The sequence below is a fragment of the Cellulosimicrobium sp. TH-20 genome, from assembly GCF_002105775.1.
Taxonomy (GTDB): Bacteria; Actinomycetota; Actinomycetes; order Actinomycetales; family Cellulomonadaceae; genus Cellulosimicrobium; species Cellulosimicrobium funkei.
The window spans coordinates 2543179-2564835 of sequence record NZ_CP020857.1; the positions used below are offsets into that span (position 1 = coordinate 2543179).

General features: G+C 74.9%; 20 protein-coding genes. 9 read left to right on the plus strand and 11 right to left on the minus strand.

The features are described 5' to 3' along the window. Positions 1-147: 147 nt before the first annotated feature. Entirely contained in the window at positions 148-1572 is a 1425-nt protein-coding gene (gene glnA / locus B8281_RS11175; RefSeq protein ID WP_076405451.1) for a type I glutamate--ammonia ligase, read from the minus strand. A 280-nt stretch (positions 1573-1852) separates the two neighbouring features. Here glnA and B8281_RS11180 point away from each other — a divergent pair, with 280 nt between their 5' ends. Beyond that, complete coding sequence (locus tag B8281_RS11180) at positions 1853-2311, plus strand: RDD family protein (protein ID WP_228087571.1); 459 nt, start codon at positions 1853-1855, stop codon at positions 2309-2311. A gap of 108 nt (positions 2312-2419) precedes the next feature. On the opposite strand, the gene B8281_RS11185 is transcribed toward B8281_RS11180, so the two are convergent. From B8281_RS11185 to B8281_RS11205, 5 genes are all read right to left on the minus strand, one after another. After that, positions 2420-3163, minus strand: coding sequence for a DUF4191 domain-containing protein (locus B8281_RS11185; RefSeq protein WP_021480396.1), 744 nt, complete (start codon positions 3161-3163; stop codon positions 2420-2422). 10 nt (positions 3164-3173) lie between these two features. After that, complete coding sequence (gene lipA / locus B8281_RS11190) at positions 3174-4184, minus strand: lipoyl synthase (protein WP_085388727.1); 1011 nt, start codon at positions 4182-4184, stop codon at positions 3174-3176. A gap of 106 nt (positions 4185-4290) precedes the next feature. Then, on the minus strand, positions 4291-5613 hold the full coding sequence (locus B8281_RS11195; protein ID WP_085387746.1) for an MFS transporter: 1323 nt from the start codon (positions 5611-5613) through the stop codon (positions 4291-4293). An 83-nt stretch (positions 5614-5696) separates the two neighbouring features. Continuing rightward, positions 5697-6368: a lipoyl(octanoyl) transferase LipB gene (gene lipB / locus B8281_RS11200; protein WP_085387747.1), complete on the minus strand. Its 672-nt coding sequence runs from the start codon at positions 6366-6368 to the stop codon at positions 5697-5699. Between the two features lie 9 nt (positions 6369-6377). Beyond that, entirely contained in the window at positions 6378-6881 is a 504-nt protein-coding gene (locus B8281_RS11205) for a MarR family winged helix-turn-helix transcriptional regulator (RefSeq protein ID WP_232322546.1), read from the minus strand. Positions 6882-6985: 104 nt separating this feature from the next. On the opposite strand from B8281_RS11205, the gene B8281_RS11210 reads away from it, so the two are divergent. Further along, entirely contained in the window at positions 6986-9280 is a 2295-nt protein-coding gene (locus tag B8281_RS11210; protein ID WP_369824888.1) for an MMPL family transporter, read from the plus strand. On the opposite strand, the gene B8281_RS11215 is transcribed toward B8281_RS11210, so the two are convergent. Continuing rightward, positions 9193-9906, minus strand: a complete 714-nt coding sequence (locus B8281_RS11215) for an HNH endonuclease family protein (protein ID WP_232322548.1) — start codon at positions 9904-9906, stop codon at positions 9193-9195. The two genes, B8281_RS11210 and B8281_RS11215, sit on opposite strands and share 88 nt — an antisense overlap. A gap of 172 nt (positions 9907-10078) precedes the next feature. Here B8281_RS11215 and B8281_RS11220 point away from each other — a divergent pair, with 172 nt between their 5' ends. Together B8281_RS11220 and B8281_RS11225 are read left to right on the plus strand one after the other, a co-directional pair. Continuing rightward, a complete protein-coding gene (locus B8281_RS11220; RefSeq protein WP_085387750.1) occupies positions 10079-11119 on the plus strand; it encodes a Gfo/Idh/MocA family protein in 1041 nt (346 codons plus the stop codon). Between the two features lie 86 nt (positions 11120-11205). After that, positions 11206-12726, plus strand: coding sequence for a hypothetical protein (locus tag B8281_RS11225; RefSeq protein WP_157446618.1), 1521 nt, complete (start codon positions 11206-11208; stop codon positions 12724-12726). An 81-nt stretch (positions 12727-12807) separates the two neighbouring features. On the opposite strand, the gene B8281_RS11230 is transcribed toward B8281_RS11225, so the two are convergent. From B8281_RS11230 to lpdA, 3 genes are all read right to left on the minus strand, one after another. Then, positions 12808-13701 carry a TIGR01777 family oxidoreductase gene (locus tag B8281_RS11230; protein ID WP_085387752.1) on the minus strand — a complete coding sequence of 298 codons (894 nt, stop codon included), beginning with the start codon at positions 13699-13701 and terminating at the stop codon, positions 12808-12810. Between the two features lie 170 nt (positions 13702-13871). Further along, positions 13872-15719 carry a 2-oxoglutarate dehydrogenase, E2 component, dihydrolipoamide succinyltransferase gene (sucB, locus tag B8281_RS11235; RefSeq protein ID WP_085387753.1) on the minus strand — a complete coding sequence of 616 codons (1848 nt, stop codon included), beginning with the start codon at positions 15717-15719 and terminating at the stop codon, positions 13872-13874. Between the two features lie 30 nt (positions 15720-15749). Beyond that, positions 15750-17132, minus strand: coding sequence for a dihydrolipoyl dehydrogenase (lpdA, locus tag B8281_RS11240; protein ID WP_034652939.1), 1383 nt, complete (start codon positions 17130-17132; stop codon positions 15750-15752). Between the two features lie 215 nt (positions 17133-17347). Here lpdA and B8281_RS11245 point away from each other — a divergent pair, with 215 nt between their 5' ends. Then, positions 17348-17704 carry a hypothetical protein gene (locus B8281_RS11245; protein ID WP_043658675.1) on the plus strand — a complete coding sequence of 119 codons (357 nt, stop codon included), beginning with the start codon at positions 17348-17350 and terminating at the stop codon, positions 17702-17704. A gap of 83 nt (positions 17705-17787) precedes the next feature. Here the strand turns inward: B8281_RS11245 and B8281_RS11250 are convergent, their stop codons facing one another. Then, the gene (locus tag B8281_RS11250) at positions 17788-19293 is read right to left on the minus strand and encodes a leucyl aminopeptidase (protein ID WP_034652934.1); all 1506 of its coding nucleotides are present in this window, start codon (positions 19291-19293) and stop codon (positions 17788-17790) included. An 89-nt stretch (positions 19294-19382) separates the two neighbouring features. On the opposite strand from B8281_RS11250, the gene B8281_RS11255 reads away from it, so the two are divergent. From B8281_RS11255 to B8281_RS11270, 4 genes are read left to right on the plus strand one after another with little or no spacing between them, the layout of a single operon-like run. Beyond that, complete coding sequence (locus B8281_RS11255) at positions 19383-19739, plus strand: hypothetical protein (RefSeq protein ID WP_034652936.1); 357 nt, start codon at positions 19383-19385, stop codon at positions 19737-19739. 16 nt (positions 19740-19755) lie between these two features. Further along, the gene (locus B8281_RS11260) at positions 19756-20289 is read left to right on the plus strand and encodes a hypothetical protein (protein WP_051028504.1); all 534 of its coding nucleotides are present in this window, start codon (positions 19756-19758) and stop codon (positions 20287-20289) included. Continuing rightward, positions 20286-21398, plus strand: coding sequence for a quinone-dependent dihydroorotate dehydrogenase (locus B8281_RS11265; protein ID WP_051028503.1), 1113 nt, complete (start codon positions 20286-20288; stop codon positions 21396-21398). Before B8281_RS11260 ends, B8281_RS11265 begins: the two co-directional genes overlap by 4 nt. Beyond that, on the plus strand, positions 21395-21604 hold the full coding sequence (locus tag B8281_RS11270) for a hypothetical protein (protein WP_076405433.1): 210 nt from the start codon (positions 21395-21397) through the stop codon (positions 21602-21604). Before B8281_RS11265 ends, B8281_RS11270 begins: the two co-directional genes overlap by 4 nt. Positions 21605-21657 lie beyond the last annotated feature (53 nt).

Genomic DNA, 21657 nt, shown 5'->3' on the forward strand with positions numbered 1-21657 from the left:
CCGCCGCTCGCAAACCTAGCGCGAGGGGTGCTCCGGCGACAAGGGCATGCTGGTCGCACCACGCGGAACGGCGCCCGGCCTGCACCGGAGAGGTGCAGGACGGACGCCGTTCGCTGTCATCCTGGGCAGGGCCGTGAGGCCCTCCGATCAGATGTCGTAGTAGAGCTCGAACTCGTGCGGGTGCGGGCGCAGGCGGATCGGGTCGATCTCGTGGGTGCGCTTGTAGTCGATCCACGTCTGGATGAGGTCCGGCGTGAACACGTCGCCCTGCGTGAGGAACTCGTGGTCGGCCTCGAGGTTGTCCAGCGCCTCGGCGAGCGAGCCGGGGACCTGCTGGATCTGCGCGTGCTCCTCGGGCGGCAGCTCGTACAGGTCCTTGTCGATCGGCTCCGGCGGCTCGATGCGGTTCTTGATGCCGTCGATGCCGGCGAGGAGCTGCGCGGCGAACGCGAGGTACGGGTTGGCCGACGGGTCCGGCACGCGGAACTCGACGCGCTTCGCGGCGGCGGACGAGCCGGTCACCGGGATGCGGATGCACGCGGAGCGGTTGCGGGCCGAGTAGACCAGGTTGACCGGGGCCTCGTAGCCCGGGACCAGGCGGTGGTAGGAGTTCACCGACGGGTTGGTGAACGCGAGCAGCGACGGCGCGTGCTTGAGCAGGCCGCCGATGTACCAGCGCGCGAGGTCGGAGAGACCGCCGTAGCCCTTCTCGTCGAAGAACAGCGGCTTGCCGTCCTTCCACAGGGACTGGTGGGAGTGCATGCCCGAGCCGTTGTCGCCGAAGATCGGCTTCGGCATGAACGTGACCGACTTGCCGGCCTCGAACGCCTCGTTGCGGATGACGTACTTGAACTTCATCAGGTCGTCGGCCGCGTGCAGCAGCGTGTTGAAGCGGTAGTTGATCTCCTGCTGGCCGGCGGTGCCCACCTCGTGGTGCGCGCGCTCGACCTCGAGGCCGACCTTCTCCAGCGTCGCGCACATCTCGTCGCGCAGGTCCGCGAAGCGGTCGGACGGGGAGACGGGGAAGTAGCCGCCCTTGTAGCGCGTCTTGTACGCGAGGTTGCCGCCCTCCTCCTCGCGGCCCGTGTTCCACGCGGCCTCGACGGAGTCGAGGTAGTAGAAGCTCGAGTGCTGGTTCGTCGCGAAGCGCGCCTCGTCGAAGAGGTAGAACTCGGCCTCGGGCGCGAAGAACGCCGTGTCGGCGATGCCGGTGGAGCGCAGGTACGCCTCGGCCTTGGCCGCGATGTTGCGGGGGTCGCGCGAGTACGGCTCGCCCGTGAACGGGTCGACGATGGAGAAGTTCACGACGAGCGTCTTGCGCTTGCGGTACGGGTCCACGAACGCGGTCTTGACGTCCGGCACGAGCTTCATGTCCGACTCGTGGATCGCCTGGAAGCCGCGGATCGACGACCCGTCGAACATCAGGCCGTCCTCGAACGCCGACTCGTCGAACTGCGAGACGGGGATGTTGAAGTGCTGCATGATGCCGGGCAGGTCGCAGAACCGGACGTCGACGAACTCGACGCCTTCGTTCCGCGTGAAGGCGATTGCCTCCTCCGCGTTGTTGAACATCCGTTGCTCCTTGATCGGGTGGTGCCGTCGGGCTGCGCGGCGGACGAGCCGCTGACGTGGCGCCCACGAACCTAGGCCGGGGCGGTTTCCCTACGGTGTACCCCTTGTTTCGGTCGTGTTACGTCCCGCGTCCCCGTGTGACGATCGTGCGACACGAGGGCGCGCGGCAGCCGACGTGGGGTCGGTGTGCCGTTCGGCACGATACCGCCGTCCGGCGGCCGGCGGGCGGTCCCGTCCACCGCGTGGCACGTACGCTGGTCCCGTGGTTTCACGCGAGGACATGGGTTCGTGGCTCGAGGGCGCCCCGGGCGGCCAGAACAGCGGTCGCGGTGCGCGGCTGGGACTCCCGCCGGACGGCCCCGGCTCCCTCGCGACGCTCGGGCGGCGCGTCGTCGCGCTGATCATCGACTGGGTCCTCGCGACCCTGGTCGCGTTCCTCTTCTTCCGGCCCGCCGCCCCAGGGTTCTTCGAGGGCATCTCGGCGCTGCCCGTCTGGTCGCAACCGCTGGTCTTCGCGATCGAGAACGTGCTGCTCGTGAGCACGCTCGGGTTCACCGTCGGCCACCGCGTCATGGGGATCCGCGTCCGGCGTCTCGCCGAGCCGGCCCGCATGGTCGGCCTCGGCCGCGGCGTGCTGCGCACGGTCCTGCTCTGCCTCGTCATCCCGGCGGTCGTGTGGGACGCCGACGGTCGCGGCCTGCACGACCGCGCCGCGGGCACGGTCCTCGTCCGCTCCTGACCCCGGGCGGCCGGGGCGGCCGGATACCCACCCCCACGCACGACGACGCCCGGCTGGCAGAGGGAAGATCCTCGCCGACCGGGCGTCTGTCGTGGTGCAGGGGGTGCGTCAGCGCCCCTTGAGGCCCTTGCGGTCCGGGCGGGCCCGCGTCGGGTCGATCCCCTTGGGGATCGGCAGGCGCGAGACGCCGAGCGCGCGCAGGCGCTTGGAGACCTCCGCCGTCTCGGGCTTCGTGAGGGTCGGCTTGAGCTTCTGGACCGCGCGGGGGAGCTTGGGCAGCGCCACCTGGTCCTCGCCGTCGCCGACCTGGATCGTGGTGACCGGCACGTTCGGCAGCACGCGCGCGACGCGCTTGCGCTCGGCGTCGAGCAGGCGCTTCGCGCGGTGCGGCGGGCCCTCGCTCACGAGCACGACGCCCGCGCGCCCGACGCCGCGGAACACGAGGTCCTGCGTGCGGGGGTCGATCGCGACGGGCTCCTCGTCGAACGTCCACCCGCGGCGGATCGTGCCGAGCGCGGCGCGCGCGGCGCCGGGCTGGCCCTCGATCTGCTGGTAGGCGGCGCGCTCGGCGCGGCGCGTGAGGACGAACATCGCGCCCAGCGCCGCGAACGGGATGCCGACGATGAGCGTGTACACCCACTGGCCCCACCACAGCCCGATGCCCAGCGCGACGGCGAGGATGCCGACGAACACGCCGAGCATGACCCACGTGACCGCCGGGTCCTGCTTGCGGGTCATCTGGTAGGCGGCCCACACCTGGTGGTACCAGCGCTGCTTCTTGGGCTTCTTCTGCTTCGCGACCTGCTCGCCGGCGGCGGGCGCGCCGGTGCTGTCCGAGTTCTTGCGGGCCATGCCGGTCAGTCTAGTGGGGCGAGCGGGCCAGCAGGCTCGCGGCCTCCTGGCGGGACGTCGTCGGCTCGGCGAGGTGCGCGAGCGCGGCGGGGATCTCCATGCCGCGGCGCGTCATGGCCTGGCCCCAGAGCCGCCCGGCGCGGTACGACGACCGCACGAGCGGGCCGGACATGACGCCGAGGAACCCGATGGCCTCGGCGGCGTCCGACAGCTCGACGAACTCCTCCGGCTTCACCCAGCGGTCCACGGGGTGGTGCCGCAGCGAGGGGCGCAGGTACTGCGTGATCGTCACGAGGTCGCAGCCGGCGTCGTGCAGGTCCTGCAGCGCCTCCTTCGCCTCGTCGATCGTCTCGCCCATGCCGAGGATGATGTTCGACTTGGTGACGAGCCCTGCCTCGCGCGCCCGCGTGAGCACGGACAGCGAGCGCTCGTACCGGAAGCCGGGCCGGATCTGCTTGAAGATGCGTGGCACCGTCTCGAGGTTGTGCGCGAGGACCTCGGGCCGAGACTCGTTCACCTCGTCGAGCAGCTCGGGGATCGCGTTGAAGTCCGGGATGAGCAGCTCGACGCCGGTGCCCGGGTTGAGCGCGTGGATCTGGCGGACGGTCTCCGCGTAGAGCCAGGCGCCGCCGTCGGGCAGGTCGTCGCGCGCGACGCCCGTGATGGTCGAGTAGCGCAGGCCCATCGCCTGGACGGACTCCGCGACGCGACGCGGCTCGTCCGCGTCGAAGTCGGCCGGCTTGCCCGTGTCGATCTGGCAGAAGTCGCACCGGCGCGTGCACTGGTCGCCGCCGATGAGGAAGGTCGCCTCGCGGTCCTCCCAGCACTCGAAGATGTTGGGACAGCCCGCCTCCTCGCAGACCGTGTGCAGACCCTCACGCTTCACGAGCCCCTTGAGCTCGGAGTACTCCGGGCCCATGGTCGCGCGGGTCTTGATCCACTCGGGCTTCTTCTCGATCGGCGTCGCGGCGTTGCGGGCCTCGACCCGCAGCATGCGCCGTCCTTCAGGTGCGATCGTCACGGGTGTCTCCCGGTCGTCGTGGCGAGTGAGCGCCGACGTCGCGCCCACCAAGCGGGCGGGCGGCGCACCGTTCGGGTGCGCGCCCTGGTACGACGCCGGACTCCGGTCAGACTACGCGCTCGCGCTCGTCGTCTCCCGTGCGTCGCTCACCCTGTGGACGTGACGTCAGCGACACCCCGGTCACGACGAGCAGGACCGCCGCGACGACGGGGAGCGCGAACGCGCTCGTCGTCGACACGGTGTCGGCGAGCGCGCCGCCCCCGGACGCGCCGATCGCGACACCGACGACGTTCGCGCTGGCCACGAGGGTCATGGCCGACGCCGTGCGCCCGGCCGGCGCGCGCTCGCCGGCGACCGTGAAGACCGTGACCATGACCGGCCCGACGAACAGGCCGGTCGCCGCCACGGCGACGACGACCGCGGTCAACGAGCCGCCCGCGGCCGCGAGCACGAGACCGGCGGTGCCCACCAGGAGCCCTGCCGCGAACGTGTTCCAGCGGCTGCGCAGCCCCCAGCGCCGGGGCAGGGCGACCACGGAGAGCGCGGTGATCGCGGAGCCCACGCCCATGACGGCGTACACGAGCCCCGCGCTGCCGGGCACGCCCGCGTCGCGCGTGAGCGCGGTGAGCGCGGCCTGGGTCCCGCCGAACAGCAGGCCCATCGCGAGCATCCCGACGAGCACGACCGCCTCGCGACGCACCAGCGCGGCCGTCCCGCCGTCCGCCGCGCCGGACGTCGCGGCGTGCGGGCCGTGGCCGTGCGGCGTGGTCGCGCGCGCCGTGGGGTGGAGCGCGAACGCGGCGCCGAACACGGCGATGCCGCCGGCCGCGGCGAGCACCGCGACCTGGGGCGAGCCTGCTGATGCGAGGACGCCCACGAGGGCGGGCCCCAGGACGAAGCTCACCTCGTCGGCCGTGCTCTCGTAGCTCATCGCCGCCTCGACGGTGCGGGGCTCGTCGGCCGCGAGACGCAGCCAGCGCACGCGGGCCAGCGGACCGACCTGGGGAGCGCTCGCGCCCGTCGCCGCCGCGGCGAGCAGCACCGCGGCCGTGGCGCCGGGCGCGGACGCCGAGAGGACGAGCGCCAGCACGGCGACGGTCGCGACCGGCACGCACACGAGCAGGACCCGGCGTTGGCCGACGCGGTCGGCGAGCGCGCCCTGGGTCGGGCCGCCGAGTGCCGTCCCGAGCGCCGTCGCGGCGGAGGCGAGGCCGCCGAGCGCGACCGACGACGTCGTCGACGACACGAGCAGCAACGTCCCGATGGTCAGCATGGAGAACGGCAGGCGCGCGAGGAACGCGACGGGGAGGAACGCGCGGCCCGCGAGCTGGGGGAGCCGGGCGTAGCTCGTGCGGACGGGAGCGCCGCCGGGCGGGGGAGGTGCGGGGGTACGGGGGCGCGACGTCGCGCGCGCGGGGGTGGTGGTCATGCGGTCCAGGTCCTCGGGGTACGTCCTACCGCGCGCCGACCCACCCGTACTCCGGCGCGCGAGGATTCCCTGGAGCCTCCAGCCTATCCCGCGAGCGCGGCCGGAGGGGTGTCCGCGGCGTCTGCGGCGAGCAGCGGGACGAGCGCCGTCCCGAGCGCGTCGACGAGGAGCGGCGCGACCTCGGCGAGCGTCACCTCGCGCCCGAGCTCGGCCGTGAGGGACGTCACGTCGGCGTCCTCGATGCCGCACGGGACGATCCGCTCGAACCGCGACAGGTCCGGGACGCAGTTGAGCGCCAGCCCGTGCATCGTCACGCCGCGCGCGACGCGCACGCCGATCGCGCAGACCTTGCGCTCGCGACGGGTCGCGTCGGCCGCGACCCAGACCCCGCTGCGGCCCTCGACGCGCATCGTCGCGAGCCCGAGGCGGGTGCAGACCGCCATCACGGCGTCCTCGAGCGCCCGGACGTATGCGACGACGTCCACGGGCTCGGCGAGCCGGACGATCGGGTAGACGACCTGCTGGCCCGGGCCGTGCCAGGTGATCTTGCCGCCGCGGTCGACGTCCACGACGGGCGTGCCGTCGTCGGGCCGGTCCGAGCGGTTCGTGCGACGCCCGGCCGTGTAGACGTCCGGGTGCTCGACGAGGATCAGGGTGTCCGGCCGCGTGCCCGCGACGACGTCGTCGTGCACCGCGCGCTGCAGGTCCCAGGCCTCGTGGTAGTCCGTGATCCCCGGCAGCGCGAGCAGGTCCATCGGGCCAGGCTAACGCTCGTCGCCGGGTGAGCGCGGGAGGGTCTCGAGGAGCGTGAGGAGCGCACCGCGCAGCGCGGCGACCTGGTCGTCGTCGAGTCCGCGCGCCGCGAGGTCCTCGGCGGGGCGGCGGCGCGCCGCGGCGAACCCGGCCGCGCGCCCTGCGTCCGTGATGGCCACGGCCCGACGGCGGCGGTCGGTGGGGTCGCCGGTGCGCGTCACGTAGCCGGCCCGCTCCAGCCGCGCGACGATCCGGCTCATGGTCTGCTCCGTGACGCCCGACTCGTCCGCGAGGACGCGCTGGGACCGTGGCCCGGCGAGCAGGTGCATGAGGACGGGGAAGCCGGCGTGGTTGAGGTCCCACTGCCCGAGGTGCGCGTTCCACTCCCGCTCGATCCGGCGCGCGACGGCGAAGAGGAGGCGGCCGGTGGCCCATTCCTGCGGGTCTCTGGGGGTGGGGTCGCCGACGTCCGGGTCGACGTGCGGCCCGGTGCGATCCCTCGGTGCAAGCTCCAACGTGCATTCCTCCTTCCACCATGGCACCATTCCTCAGCATGCTGAGCAATCGGACGGGCGGGTTCCTCCGCGGACTGATCATTGTCGCAGTCATCGGTCTCTGGATGGCCATCGGCGCACTGGGCGGCCAGGCGCAGGGTCGCCTGAGCAGCGTGCAGACCAACGATGCCGCGGCGTTCCTGCCGGCGAGCGCCGAGTCGACGCGCGCTGCCGAGGTCGCGCAGGAGTTCACCGACTCCGAGACGCTGCCCGCGCTCGTCGTCGCGACGACCGGTGACGGGAGCGCGCTCACGCCCGACGACCTCGCGGCGCTCGACGCCTACGCGCAGGCCGTGCCCGGGGCACCGCTCGAGGGGACCTCGGGCGACGAGCCCGCAACCGTGGGCGACGTCTCGATCGCCGACCCGGTCGTGGTGCCGTCCGAGGACGGGGAGGCGGCGCTCGTCGTCGTCTCGCTCGACGCGTCCGTCGCGTCCGACCGCATCGGGGCGGACGAGAGCAGCGTGAGCGAGCTCGCCGTCGGCGCGCTGCGCGACCTCGCCGCCGCGGACGCGGCCGACGGGGGCCTCGCCGGCACGTCGCTCGACGTGTGGGTCACCGGCCCCGCCGGCTTCGTCGCCGACCTCGTCACCGCGTTCGGCGGGATCGACACCGTCCTGCTGCTCGTCGCGCTCGGCGCGGTGCTCGTCATCCTCGCGGTCGTCTACCGGTCGCCCATCCTGCCGTTCATCGTCATCCTCACGGCCGTGCTCGCGCTGACCCTCGCCGGTCTCGTCGTCTACGAGCTCGCGGCGGCGGACGTGCTGACGCTCAACGGCCAGTCGCAGGGCATCCTCTCGATCCTCGTCGTCGGGGCCGCGGTCGACTACTCGTTGCTCGTCGTGGCGCGCTACCGGGAGGAGCTGCGTCTCGTCCGGTCGACGACGACGGCGCTGCGCCGTGCCGTGCGGGCCTCGGTCGAGCCGATCGCCGCGAGCGCCGGCACCGTCGTCGCGGGCCTGCTCTGCCTGCTCCTGTCCGACCTGTCGTCCAACCGCAGCCTCGGCCCGGTCGCCGCGATCGGCATCGCCGCCGCGTTCGTCGCCGCGCTCACGCTCCTGCCCGCCCTCCTGCTCGTCGCAGGGCAGCGGTCCCGCGCGCTGTTCTGGCCGCGCATGCCGCGCTACGACGCCGACCACGCGGCCCACGAGGCCGCGGCGGCCGAGGCGTCGCCCGAGAGCGAGGACCGCGTCAGCATCGACGGGCACGGCGTGTGGTCGCGCGTCGCGAGCTTCGTTGGACGCCACGACCGGCGCGTGTGGATCGTCACGGCGCTCGTGCTGGCGGCGTGCGCGGCGTTCGTGCCGACCCTCGACGCCGAGGGGACCGGCGACTCGGAGGTGTTCCTCGCGGACGTCGACTCGGTCGCGGGCGAGGAGGCGCTCACCGCGCACTTCGAGGGCGTGTCCGCGCAGCCGGCGACCGTCATCGCCCCCGAGGCGGACCTCGACGCCGTCGTCACGGCGGCCGAGGGCACGGACGGCGTCGCCGCGGCGACGCCCGTCACGGACCAGCCCGCCGTCGCCCCCGGTGCGCCCGCCCAGGGCGACCCGCTCGTCGTCGACGGGCAGGTGCGCGTCGACGTCACCACCGAGGCGCCGTCCGACAGCCAGGAGGCCGTGCAGACGGTCTCGGCGCTGCGCGACGCCGTGCACGAGGTCTCGCCCGAGGCCGTCGTCGGCGGGGCCGCGGCCGAGCGACTGGACACCCAGCTCGCCGGTCAGCGCGACCTGCGGGTCATCGTGCCGGTCGTGCTGGTCGTGATCCTGCTGATCCTCATCCTGCTGCTGCGGTCCGTGCTCGCGCCCGTCCTGCTCATGCTCGCGAACGTGCTGTCGTTCGGGGCCGCGCTCGGCGTCGCCGCGCTCGTCTTCAACCACGTGCTCGACTTCCCCGGCGCGGACCCGGCCGTCCCGCTCTACGCGTTCTGCTTCCTCGTCGCGCTCGGCGTGGACTACTCGATCTTCCTCATGACCCGGGTGCGCGAGGAGAGCCTGCGCGTCGGGACGCGGCGCGGCGTGCTGCGCGGCCTCGCGGTCACGGGGTCGGTCATCACGTCGGCGGGCGTCGTGCTCGCGGCCACGTTCGCCGCGCTCGGGATCATCCCGCTGCTCTTCCTCGCCCAGCTCGCGTTCATCGTCGCGTTCGGCGTCCTCGTCGACACCCTCGTGGTGCGGTCGCTCCTCGTGCCCGCCCTCGTGCACGACGTCGGGCGTCGCGCCTGGTGGCCGAGCGCCCTCGGGCGTCTGGACCGCGGTCCGGGGGAGCCTGCTCAGCCCGCCGGGAGCGGCTCGGCGGGGCAGTCCGACAGCACGCGCGCCATCGCCTCCGACTCCGACGGCGTGACCGAGAGCTCGTAGGCCGCCTTCACGGCGATCTGCCGGGCGACGTACGGGCACCGGAACGCGTGGTTCGGGGGCAGCCACGCCGACGCGTCGCGCGCGCCCTTCGACTGGTTCGCCGGGCCGTCGGACGCGAGCAGGTTGAGGGGGTCGTTCGCGAACTGCCGACGCGTCTCGTCGTCCCAGGCGCGAGCGCCCTTGCGCCACGCGTCGAGCAGCGGCACGACGTGGTCGATCTGGACCGCCGCGCTCGTCGCGTTGCCGCGGCGGAAGTCGATCGTCTCGCCCGTGTACGGGTCGTCGAAGGTCCCGGTGCGGACCTCGCAGACGTCGCCGCGCGTCGAGAAGGTCAGGTCCGTGAGGTCGCGCGCGAGGATGTCGTTGCGGGTGTCGCACCCGTTGCCGTCGACGTCGGCCCACGCCGGGCCGAACAGCGCGCGCTCGTAGCCGGTGTCCGGCCCGGGGCCCTTGACCTCGAGGCCCGCGAGGGCCTCGAGCGCGCTCCCGGCGACCGGCTCCGGGTCGGTGTCCGCCGCGACGGACCGCTGGTTGATGACGTTCGCGACGACGATCGCGATCGCCAGGGCGATGAGGACGTAGCGCAGGACGCTCCGACGAGGGACCTGGCGGCTCGTGGTGCTCAAGGGTCGACCTTCCCGAAACCGAATCTCGGCCCGACCCCCGCGAGACGGTACGCAGCGCTCCATATCGGACCAACGCGCACATTCTGCCAGGTCGCCCGGAGTGCTCCGGCCCGCGCCGACGTGCCCCGTGCACCCCCGGGCGTCCGGCCACGACGCCGCTAGATTGGTCGGCATGGACACCGCCGCACGCACGCTCAGGGTCGGGATCGTCGGGTACGGAGGGGCCGGCCGCGGCATCCACGCACGTCTCGTGCGCGAGGCCGGGCACACCGTCGCGGCCGTCGTCGTGCGCTCGCCGGTGCGACGCGCCGCCGCCACTGAGGACTGGCCCGGCGTGCACCTGCACGACGACGTCGAGGCCCTCCTCGCCGACCGCGCGGCCTACGACGTCGTCGTCGTGGCCAGCCCGTCCGCGCTCCACGCGGACCACGCGACGGCGCTCGTGCGCGCGGGCGTCCCCGTCGTGGTGGACAAGCCGCTCGCCCTGGGCGCCACGGCGTCGCGCGCCGTCGTCGACGCCGCGGAGGAGGCGGGGACCCCGCTCACCGTCTTCCAGAACCGCCGGTGGGACCCGGAGCAGCTGACGCTGCGGTCCGTGCTCGGCCGCGGCGACCTCGGCCGGGTCCACACGTTCGAGCGCCGCTGGGAGCGCTGGCGTCCCGTGCCGCAGCAGCGCTGGAAGGAGAACGACCTCGTCGGAGGCGGCCTGCTCCTCGACCTCGGCCCGCACCTCGTCGACTCCGCCACCCAGCTCTTCGGCCCCGTCACCGGGGTGTGGGCCGAGCTCCGCTCGCACACGACCCCCACCGAGGACGACGTGTTCCTCGTGCTCCACCACGCCCCGGACGCCGACGGGAACGCCGTCGTGAGCCGCCTGTGGGCGGGGTCCGTCGTCGGTGCGCCCGGCCCGCGCACGCGCGTGCTCGGCACGGGCGGGGCGTACGTCGTCACGACGTTCGAGAACGACGCGTCGCCCTTCGAGGTGTTCGACGACGCCGCGCCCGCGGGCACCCTCGGCTGGGTCACGCGCGGTCGCGAGCGCGAGCCCGTGCCGCAGGCCCCCGGCGGGCACGCGGACTTCTACCGCGCGGTCGCCGCATGGCTGCTCGACGACGGCCCCGTGCCGGTCGACCCGCGCGACGCCGTCCGCACGGCCGAGGTGCTCGACGCCGCGCGCCGCAGCGCGCGGGAGGGTCGCCTGCTCGACGTGTGACGGCGCGCGTCCCCGGAACTGGCCCGGGGCAGACTCGTCCTGTGGACGACGGCTCGCGCGGGCGTGTCGTGCGGTGGGATGGGGGCATGCCGTCGTCGTCCCGCCGCCCGCGCCCGCCCGGGCCGTCCGTCGCCGACCTCGGGCCGGCGCTCGCCGCGGCGGGGTGGTCGCTGCGGCGGGAGCCGGGCGCGGTCGGCGGGGTGGTCGCCCGCGACGCCGCCGGGACGGTGTGCGAGGTCGCGCTGCTCGCGGCGCCCGCGGACCCGGGGGCGCGGGCCGCGCTCGTCGAGCACCTGCGCGGGCTCGGCGGGGAGCACGAGCACCTCGCGGCGGTGCGCGGCGTCGTGGCGGCGGACGGTTCGTCGCTCGCCGTCCTCGTCGACCACGTCGGCGGGCTGCGCCTCGACGAGCTCGCCGCCGCGCGCGAGCCGCTCCGCGCGGGGGAGGCGGTGACGGTCCTCGTCCCGGTCGCCCAGGCGCTGACGGCGCTCCACCGCGAGGGTCGCAGCCACGGCGTCCTGGACGCCGCGTCGGTCGTCGTCGCCCCGGACGGCCGGACGGTGCTGCGCCCGCCGCTGGCGCCCACGACGGCGTCGAGCGCCGACGACGTCCGCGACCTCGCCCGCACGGTCCTCGGTCTCGTCCCTCCGCCCGCGTCGAGCCACCCCGCGCACGCGGCGCCGCCCGACCCCGACGAGGCGCGGGCCCTCGCCGCGCTGCACGCGGAGCTCGCCGTCGCGCTCCGCGACGACCCGGCCGCCCGTCCCGCCGTCGGGACGTTCGCCGCGCGCTGCTACGACGCGGTCGAGCCGCAGCCGATCGTCATGCCGGACCCCGCGCGGCTCGTCGCCGGCGCCCTGGCGGGTCGGCGAGCTCCCCGCCCGGCGGTGCCGGGGCGGCGAGCGGCCCGCGACGACGTGGCCGCGGCGCCCGGCCGTCGTGGGGTGCGCGCGATCCCGGAGCGCCCGCGGCGCGGGGCGCCGCTGTCCGGCCTCGGGCGCGGGGCGAGGGCCGGTGCGCACGCCCGCCGGCCGGACCGGCGGCGACTCCCGTGGTCCGGCCGCACGACGACGGCCCTCCTCGGCGGCGCGGTGCTCGTCGTGGCGGTGGTCGTCGCGCTCGCGGTCGGCACGCCGTGGTCCTCGCCCGTGCGCGACGACGGTCCCGCGACCACCCGCACGGCGTCGGCCGCGGATCCGGCGACCGACCCCACGCTCGACCGGGCCGACCCGCTCGGTGCGGCGCGCACCCTCACGGCGCGGCGGCTGGAGCTGCTCGCGGACGGTGCGGGGGAGCTGTCCGCGGTGGTGGTCGCCGATTCGGCCGCGGAGGCCCGCGACGCCGAGCTGCTCGCCGCGCTCGACGGCGTCGACGTGGTCGGGGCACGGGCCGAGGTCTTCGACGCCCGGCACGTCGAGCCCCGGCGGCCGGATGCCGACGAGGGGCACGGGGACGAGGTCGCGACGGTGGCCGTGGACTACACGGTGTCGGCCCACCACCAGCGCACGGCCGCGGGCGAGGTGGCGGTGCCCGCCACGCCGCGGACCACGGCCGTCCTGGTGCTGCGGTGGACCGACGCGGGGTGGCGCGTCGCCGAGGCGCGATGACCTCGCCCGTGCCGCAGGGCGAGCCGTCGTCAAGCGCGCCGGGTGCCGTCCGCGGGGAGGCCCGGCTGTGAGGACCGCCGGTCAGCGGCTCTCGACGACCTCGCGCGCGGCGTCCTCCAGGATGGGGTCGGACCACGTGAACCCGCTCGCCTCGAGCACGGTGGGCAGGGCGCGCTGGGAGCCGAGGATGTCGGACGCGAGCTCGCCGAGCGCGACGTGCAGGGCGAACGACGGCACCGCGAGCACGGCAGGACGGTGCAGCGCCCGCGCGAGCGCCCGGGTGATCTCGGCGTTGGTCGCCGGGTGCGGGGCGGACAGGTTGACGGGGCCGTGCACGGGCGCGGTGAGGAGGTGCTGCAGCGCGGCGACCTCGTCGCGCAGCGTGATCCAGCTCCAGTACTGCGTCCCGGGGCCGAGGCGCCCGCCCACGCCGAGCCGCAGGAGGGGCAGCAGCCGGCCGAGCGCGCCGCCGTCGGGGGAGAGGACGATGCCGGTGCGGGCGTGCACGACGCGGACCCCTGCCTGCTCGGCGGGAGCGGTCGCGGCCTCCCACTCGCGGACCAGCCGCGCGAGGAAGCCGTCTCCCGACGCGGACGTCTCCGTGAGCACCTGGGAGCCCCGGTCGCCGTAGTACCCGATGGCGGAGCCCTGGAGCCAGACCGGCGGCGGCGAGTCGAGGCCGGCGATCGTCCGGGCGAGCAGCCCGGTGGTGCGCGTGCGGGACGTGACGAGCGTCCGCTTGTACGCCGTCGTCCAGCGGTGGTCGCCGATGCCCGCTCCGGCGAGGTTGACGACGGCGTCCGCCCCCGCGAGCACGCCCGGGTCCAGCCGGCCGGAGTCGGGGTCCCACTCGTGCTCGTCCGAGGTCTGCGGTGCGCGGCGCACGAGGCGGCGCACGTGATGACCGTCCGCGCGCAGACGTTCGAGCAGCTCGGTGCCGATGAGCCCGTGCGAGCCCGCCACGACGATGTCCATGGGGGACACGCTACGGGTCTGCGGCGGACTCGGCACGGTCCGCGCGACGGATCCGCGGCCGGGACGGAGGGACGAGCGAGGGCCCCGACCGGCGTGCGGTCGGGGCCCTCGTCAGCGTCGCGCCGGAGCAGGCCGGCGCCGTCCGCGGCGGGTACCGCGGAGCGGGTCCGTCAGAGGCCGACCTCGGCCTCGAACGCGCCCTCCTCGATGCGGTTCTTGATGGTGGTGAGGAAGCGCGCGGCGTCCGCACCGTCGACCAAGCGGTGGTCGTAGGACAGGAAGATGAAGCACGTCGAGCGGATGCCGATCGTGTCGTTCCCGTCGACGTCCGTCACGACGACGGGGCGCTTCGTGATCGTGCCCGTGCCGAGGATCGCGACCTGACCGACCGGGACGATCGGCGTGTCGAAGACGGCGCCGCCCGAGCCGGTGTTCGTGATCGTGAACGTCGCGCCCGCGAGCTCGTCCGGACCGACCTTGTTGGCACGCGTGCGGGCGCCGAGGTCGGCGATCTTGCGCGCGATGCCGGCGAGGTTGAGGTCGCCCGCGTCCTTGATGACGGGGACGACGAGGCCGCGCTCGGTGTCGACCGCGATGCCCACGTTCTCCTGGCCGTGGTAGGTGATCTCGTCCTCGGCGAAGGTCGCGTTGAGCTTCGGGTAGGCCTTGAGCGCCTCGACCGCGGCGAGCGTGAAGAACGGCAGGAACGTGAGGTTCGCGCCCTCGCGTGCCTTGAAGTCCGCCTTGGCGCGGTTGCGCAGGGCGGCGACGCGCGTGACGTCGACCTCGACCGCCGTCGTGAGCTGGGCCTGCGTGCTCAGCGCCTCGACCATGCGGCTCGCGACCAGCTTGCGCAGGCGGCTCGTCTTCTCGGTCGTGCCGCGCAGCGGGGAGACCGCCGGGACCGACGCCTTCTTCGGGGCGCCACCGGCCGCGGGAGCCGCCGGTGCGGCAGCGGCGGGCGCCGCCTTGGCCTCCTCGGCCTTGCGGGCTGCCTCGAGCACGTCCTCCTTGCGGATGCGGCCGCCGACGCCCGTGCCCGTGAGGGACGAGAGGTCGACGCCCTTGTCCGCGGCGAGCTTGCGCACGAGCGGCGTGAGGTACGTGCCGCCGGCCTTGGCGGCCGGGGCCGGGGTCGCGCCAGGAGCCGACGGCGCGGCCGGCTTCTCGGCTGCCGGAGCGGGGGCGCTCGTCGCGGGGGCGGGCGTCTCCTCCTGCGCGGCCTGCGCGGGGACGTCCGCCTCGCTCGCCGGGGTGCGCGCCTCGGTCGGCGCCTCCTCCTGCTTCGGAGCCTCCTGCTTCGGAGCCTCCTGCTTCGGAGCCTCCTGCTTCGGCGCCTCCTGCGCGGGCTGCTCGGCCGGAGCGGCGGGGGCCGCGGCCGGGGCGGCACCGGAGCCGACGATCGCGAGCACGGCGCCGACCTCGACCGTCTCGTCCTCCTGGACGAGGATCTGCTGGACGGTGCCCGCGACGGGCGACGGGACCTCGGTGTCGACCTTGTCGGTCGAGACCTCGAGCAGCGGCTCGTCGACCTCGACGGTGTCGCCGACCGACTTGAGCCACCGCGTGACGGTGCCCTCGGTGACGGACTCGCCGAGCGCCGGGAGCTTGATCTCCTCACCGCCACCGGCGGAGTCGCCGGACGGCGCGGGCTGCTCGGCGGGCGCGGGGGCGGCGGGCGCCTCCTGGGCGGCCGGCTGCTCCGGCTCCGGCGCGGCCTGCGGGGCCGGAGCCTCGGTCTCGGCCTCGGCGGGGGCCGGCGCGGAGCCGCCACCGCCCGAGCCGTCGCCGATCACGGCGAGGTTCGCGCCGACCTCGACGGTCTCGTCCTCCTGGACGAGGATCTGCTCGAGCGTGCCCGCGACGGGCGACGGGATCTCGGTGTCGACCTTGTCGGTCGAGACCTCGAGCAGCGGCTCGTCGACGGCGACGGTGTCGCCGACCGACTTGAGCCAACGGGTGACGGTGCCTTCGGTGACGGACTCGCCGAGGGCCGGCATCTGCACGTTCTCAGACATGACCTGCCTGGTCTCCTTCGATCGTTGGGGTCAGTTGTGGGCGTGCAGAGGCTTGCCGGCCAGGGCCAGGTGCGCCTCTCCGAGTGCCTCGTTCTGGGTGGGGTGGGCATGGACCAGGGCGGCGACGTCCTCGGGGTACGCCTCCCAGCCCACGATCAGCTGGCCCTCGCCGACGAGCTCGCCGACGCGGGCGCCGATCATGTGCACGCCGACGACGGGACCGTCCTTGCGGCGCACGAGCTTGACGAAGCCGCTCGTCCCGAGGATCTTGCTCTTGCCGTTGCCGGCGAGGTTGTACTCGAGGGACTCGACCTGGTCGGCCCCCCACGTCTCGGCGGCGTCGGCCTCGGTGACGCCGACGGACGCGACCTCTGGCTCGCAGTACGTGACCCGGGGGATGGACGACTCGACGATCGGCGTCGGGTCGAGGCCCGCGATCTGCTCCGCGAGGAAGATGCCCTGCGCGAAGCCGCGGTGGGCGAGCTGGAGGCCGGGGACGATGTCGCCCGCGGCCCAGATGTTGCCGACGCCCGTGTGCAGGCGCTCGTCGACGATCACGAAGCCGCGGTCGAGCGTGAGGCCCTGCTCCTCGAACCCGAGGTCCGCGGTGCGCGGGCCGCGCCCGACGGCGACGAGCAGCAGCTCGGCCTCGAACGTCTTGCCGGACTCGAGGGCCACGGTGACCCCGGAGTCGGTCTCCTTGACGCCGGCGAACCGGTCGCCGAGCGAGAACGCGATGCCCCGCTTGCGGAACGCGCGCTCGAGCGCCTTCGACAGCGCCACGTCCTCGTTCGGCACGAGGTGGGGCAGCGCCTCGACGATCTGGACGTCGGCGCCGAACGACTTCCACACGCTCGCGAACTCGACGCCGATGACGCCGCCGCCGAGCACGACGACCGACTTCGGCACGCGGTCGAGCCGCAGCGCCTGGTCGGACGTGACGACCCGGCCCCCGATCTCGAGACCGGGCAGCGACCGGGCGTACGAGCCGGTGGCGAGCACGACGTGGCGGCCGGTGTAGCGGGTGCCGTCGACCTCGACCGTGTCCTGCGACACGAGGCGCCCGTGGCCCTCGACGTACGTGATGCCGCGCGAGGAGACGAGTCCCTGGAGGCCCTTGTACAGGCCGGCGACGACGCCGTCCTTGTACGCGTTGACCCCTGCCATGTCGATGCCCTCGAGCGTGCTGCGCACGCCGAACTTCGCGCCCTCGCGGGCGCCGTCGGCGAGCTCGGCCGCGTGGAGCAGCGCCTTGGTGGGGATGCACCCGTTGTGCAGGCAGGTGCCGCCGAGCCGGCCCGACTCGACGAGCGCGACGTCGAGACCGAGCTGGGCGGCACGCAGCGCGGTGGCGTAGCCGGCGCTGCCTCCGCCCAGGACGACGACGTCGAATGGTGTGCCGGGTTCGGCCACGTGCGACTCCTTCAGCGAGGGGAGAGCGAGAGCGGGCGTCCACGGCACGACGGCGGGCCGGACGGGAACCGCTGACCCACGGTGCGTGAACGTTCTCCGGGAGCCATCTTGGCACCTCGGGGACGGGCTCCCCAATCGAAACCTGGGCCGTACGGCTGTGACGATGGAGACAGCGTGCCCACCGTATGACCAGGGTCACGCTGTACCCTGCCGCTGTGCCCCGGCTGCCCAAGCTGTCCAGCCTGTTCTCCCGCCGTCCCGCGACGACCTCGTCGCCGGGCGGCGCCGCGGCCGCGCCGTCGGACGCCCGCCGCGCGACGCTCGCGCACCTGCAGGAGTTCGTGCGCACGCGCGTGGGCGTCGAGGCGTACGTCGAGCCGCCCACGCCGGACACGGGCGCGACGCTCCTGCTCATCGCGACGACGGGGGAGTGGACGCGACGGCGCGTCCCGGACGAGAAGACGGCGTTCGACGTCGCCGGCTCGCTGGGCGTGCCCGTCTACAACGTCCGCTTCACCGGGTACCCGCAGCGCATGCGGGACTGGAACTCGCGCCAGCGCAGGAGCTCCTGAGGGGCTGTCCGCCGGGCGAGCAGGCGGTCCTGGTCCGTCGGAGCGACCGGACGGACCAGGACCACCTGCTCGGCGGGGCTGGGTCAGCGGCGGGCGCGGCCCTCGACCAGGCCCAGCAGGGTGCGGACGGCGACGCCCGTGCCGCCGACCGGCGTGTACCCGTGCGCGGAGCCCTCGTTGAACGCGGGGCCGGCGATGTCGAGGTGGGCCCACGGGGTCTCGCCGACGAACTCCTGGAGGAACAGCCCGGCGACGAGCATCCCGCCGAACCGGTCGCCGATGTTGGCGAGGTCCGCGACCTTCGACTTCAGCGACGCGCCCAGCTCCTCGGGCAGCGGCATCGGCCAGAACTGCTCGCCCGCGGCGTCGGCCGCCGCGACGACCTCCGCGCGCACGTCGTCGGCGCCCATGACCGCCGAGACGCGGTTGCCGAGCGCGACCATCTGGGCGCCGGTGAGCGTCGCGACGTCGAGCACGACGTCGGGCTTCTCCTCGACCGCCGCGACGAGGCCGTCGGCCATGACGAGGCGGCCCTCGGCGTCGGTGTTGAGCACCTCGACCGTCTTGCCGCCCCGGATCGTGATGACGTCGGACGGGCGCTGCGCGGTGCCGGACGGCATGTTCTCCGCCAGGCACAGCCAGCCCGTGACCGCCACGGGCAGGCCCAGGCGCGCGGCGGCGACGACGGTCTGGAGCACCGCGGCAGCGCCGGCCATGTCGGACTTCATCGCCTCCATGCCCTTCGCGGGCTTGATGGAGATGCCGCCCGAGTCGAACGTGATGCCCTTGCCGACGAGCGCGACCTTCGCCGCAGGGCGCGACGGCGTGTAGGCGACCTTGACGAGGCGCGGCCCGCGCGCCGAGCCCTGGCCCACGCCGACCAGGCCGCCGTACCCGCCCGCGGCGAGCGCCTTGTCGTCGAGCACGGTGACCTTGAGGCCCTTGGCGCCGGACTCCTTGACGGCCTGCTTCGCGACGTCGGCGAACGCGGCCGGGTACAGGTCGTTCGGTGCCGCGTTGACGAGGTCGCGCGTCGCGTTGACGGCGGCGGCGACGACGGTCGCGCGCTCGACCGCGGCCTTCGCGGCGGCGCTGCGCGCGTTCGCCGCGAGGATCTCGACGGTCGCGGGCGGACGGCTCCCGGCCGACGTCGCGGCCTCGCCCGTGCGGTAGCGCGCGAACGTGTACGTGCCCAGGAGCGCGCCCTCGGCGACGGCGGCGAGCTGCGCGTCGTCCTCGACGGGCAGCGCGACGGCGACCGACGCGGTGCCGGCGAGCGCGCGCAGCGCGGCCCCTGCCGCACGGCGCAGCGCCTCGGCGCCGAACGTGCCGTCGGCCCGACGGGCGCCGAGGCCCACGAGCACGAGCACGCCCGCCTTGAGGTCGGGACCGGCGGGGACCTTGCGGACCTCGTCGGCGGCGCCCGTGATGCCGAGCGCGGGTGCGAGGTCCTCGAGGGCGGCGACCACCGGACGGGGCAGGTCGCCCCCGACGATCGCGACGCCGTCGGACGTCGTGTGGGTGCCGACGACGAGCGCGTCGACCTTGGCACCGGCGGGATTCTTGCTGGAGACGGTCAGTTCAGCCACCCCGCGATGCTATCCCCGGCCGCCCGCGGGGTCCGCCGGGCCTGTGGACGATTCCCGCGGCGCCCACCGCCCCCGGTACGCTCGGCGGCGTGGTCCTCCCCCTCCTGCTCCTCGTGGTCGCGGCGTGCGTCGCGCTCGCCGCCTGGGCGGTCGTGTTCGTCGCGCGCGACCGCGCGGTGATCCTGCGCCAGCTGTGGGGCGCCGCGGTGATCGAGGGGCTGATCCTCGTGCAGGCGGTCGTGCTCGGCGTGCTCGGCGCGACCGGGACGGCGCCCACCGACCCGGTCCTGCTGTGGGGCTACCTCGTGACCGCACTCGTCATCCTGCCCGTCGCCGCGCTGTGGGCGTTCGCGGAGCGCTCGCGCTGGAGCTCCGTCGTGCTCGCGGTCGCCGCGCTCACGGTCGCGTTCCTCGAGTGGCGGCTGTGGCAGATCTGGAACGCCTGACCTGGAGGCCCACGCCATGAGCGCACCTGCCGCCCCCGACGGGGCGGACCCGGCGGCGACGCCCGCAGCGGGCGGTCGCCCGGACCCACGGTCGGGGCAGCGCCGCACCAACGGCGGCTTCGGCCGGGTGCTCGTCGCCGTCTACGGGATCTTCGCGCTCGCCGCGACCGCCCGTGCGGGGGTCCAGCTCCTGCGCGACTGGCACGAGGCGCCGCTCGCCTACGCGCTGTCGGCGCTCGCGGCGGCGGTCTACGTCGTCGCGACGATCGCCCTCGCGCGGGGCGGCCGCGTCGCGCGCCGCGTCGCGTGGCTCGCCGTGGGCGTCGAGCTCGTCGGCGTCCTGACCGTCGGCGCGTTCTCGCTCGCCGACCCCGAGGCCTTCCCGCGCGCGACCGTCTGGTCGGGCTTCGGCCAGGGCTACGGCTACGTCCCGCTCGTGCTGCCGTTCGTCGGGCTCTGGTGGCTCTGGCGCACCCGGCCCGCCGCGCCCGGCGCGACCACCCCGCCCCCCACCACCCCCGCCACCGACGCCCCGGAGGACGCCGCATGACCCGCCGCCGACCGCTCCTCTACGGCCTCCTCTTCGACACCGTGTTCCGCCGGATGGACCCCGAGCGGGCGCACCACGTGGCGTTCGACCTCATCGGGTTCGCCGGGCGCGTGCCCGTGCTGCGCGACGTCGTCCAGGGGGCGCTCGCGCCCTACCTGGGCCGCGCGGCGGGGGGCCGGGGGAGCGTCGAGGTGCTCGGCAAGGTCTTCCCGGCGCCGTTCGGGCTCGCGGGCGGCTTCGACAAGGACGCCCGGGCGGTGCGCGGGCTGACGATGCTCGGCTTCGCGTTCGTCGAGATCGGCACCGTGACGGCGCACGCCCAGCCCGGCAACGAGCGGCCGCGCCTGTGGCGCGAGCTCGACGTCCAGGGCGTGCGCAACCGCATGGGGTTCAACAACGAGGGCGCCGCGGCGGCCGCGCGCCGGCTCGCGGCCCTGCGCTCGACGCGGGGCGGGCGTGCCGTGCTCGTCGGGGCGAACATCGGCAAGACGAAGGTCACGCCCGCCGAGGAGGCGGCCGCGGACTACGCGACGAGCGCGGGCCTGCTCGCGCCGTACGCGGACTACCTCGTGGTGAACGTGTCGTCGCCGAACACCCCGGGCCTGCGCGACCTCCAGGAGGTCGAGTCGCTGCGGCCGATCCTCGTGGCCGTGCGCGAGGCGGCCGACGCGGCCACGGCGGACGCGGGCGTCGGCCGGGTGCCGCTGCTCGTCAAGATCGCCCCGGACCTCGCGGACGAGGACGTCGACGCCGTCGCCGACCTCGTGGACGAGCTCGACCTCGACGGCGTCGTCGCCGTGAACACGACGATCGGGCACGACCGCGGGCCAGGCGGCCTCTCGGGCCCGCCCGTCCGCGCGCGGGGCCTGGCCGTCGTCGCGCGCCTGCGCGAGCGGCTCGGGCCGCAGCGCGCGATCATCGGCGTCGGGGGGATCACCACCGCGCACGACGCGCGCGACTACCTGCACGCGGGCGCGGACCTCGTGCAGGGGTACACCGGGTTCCTCTACCAGGGACCGCTGTGGGCGGCGCGGATCAACCGCTCGCTCGCGCGGCACCCCGAGCCCGGCGCGCACGTGCGGGGCGCCGACGCGAAGGAGGCACGATGATCCGGCCGCAGTGGGTCTGGGAGCTCGACGACGCCGAGGGGCGCGCGCTCGCCTCGCCGGTGAGCCCCGTCTTCACGACGCAGTACGACGCCGAGCAGTGGCTCGGCGAGACCTGGCGGAGCCTCGCCGCGGAGGGCGCTGCCGCCGCCCGGCTCCTGCACGACGGCAGCCAGGCGACGGCGACGGTGGAGCTGCGCGTCCCCTGACCGGGTCGCCCGCCTCCTGACCCGGACGCACGGCCGGCGGGTCCGCCCCTGGC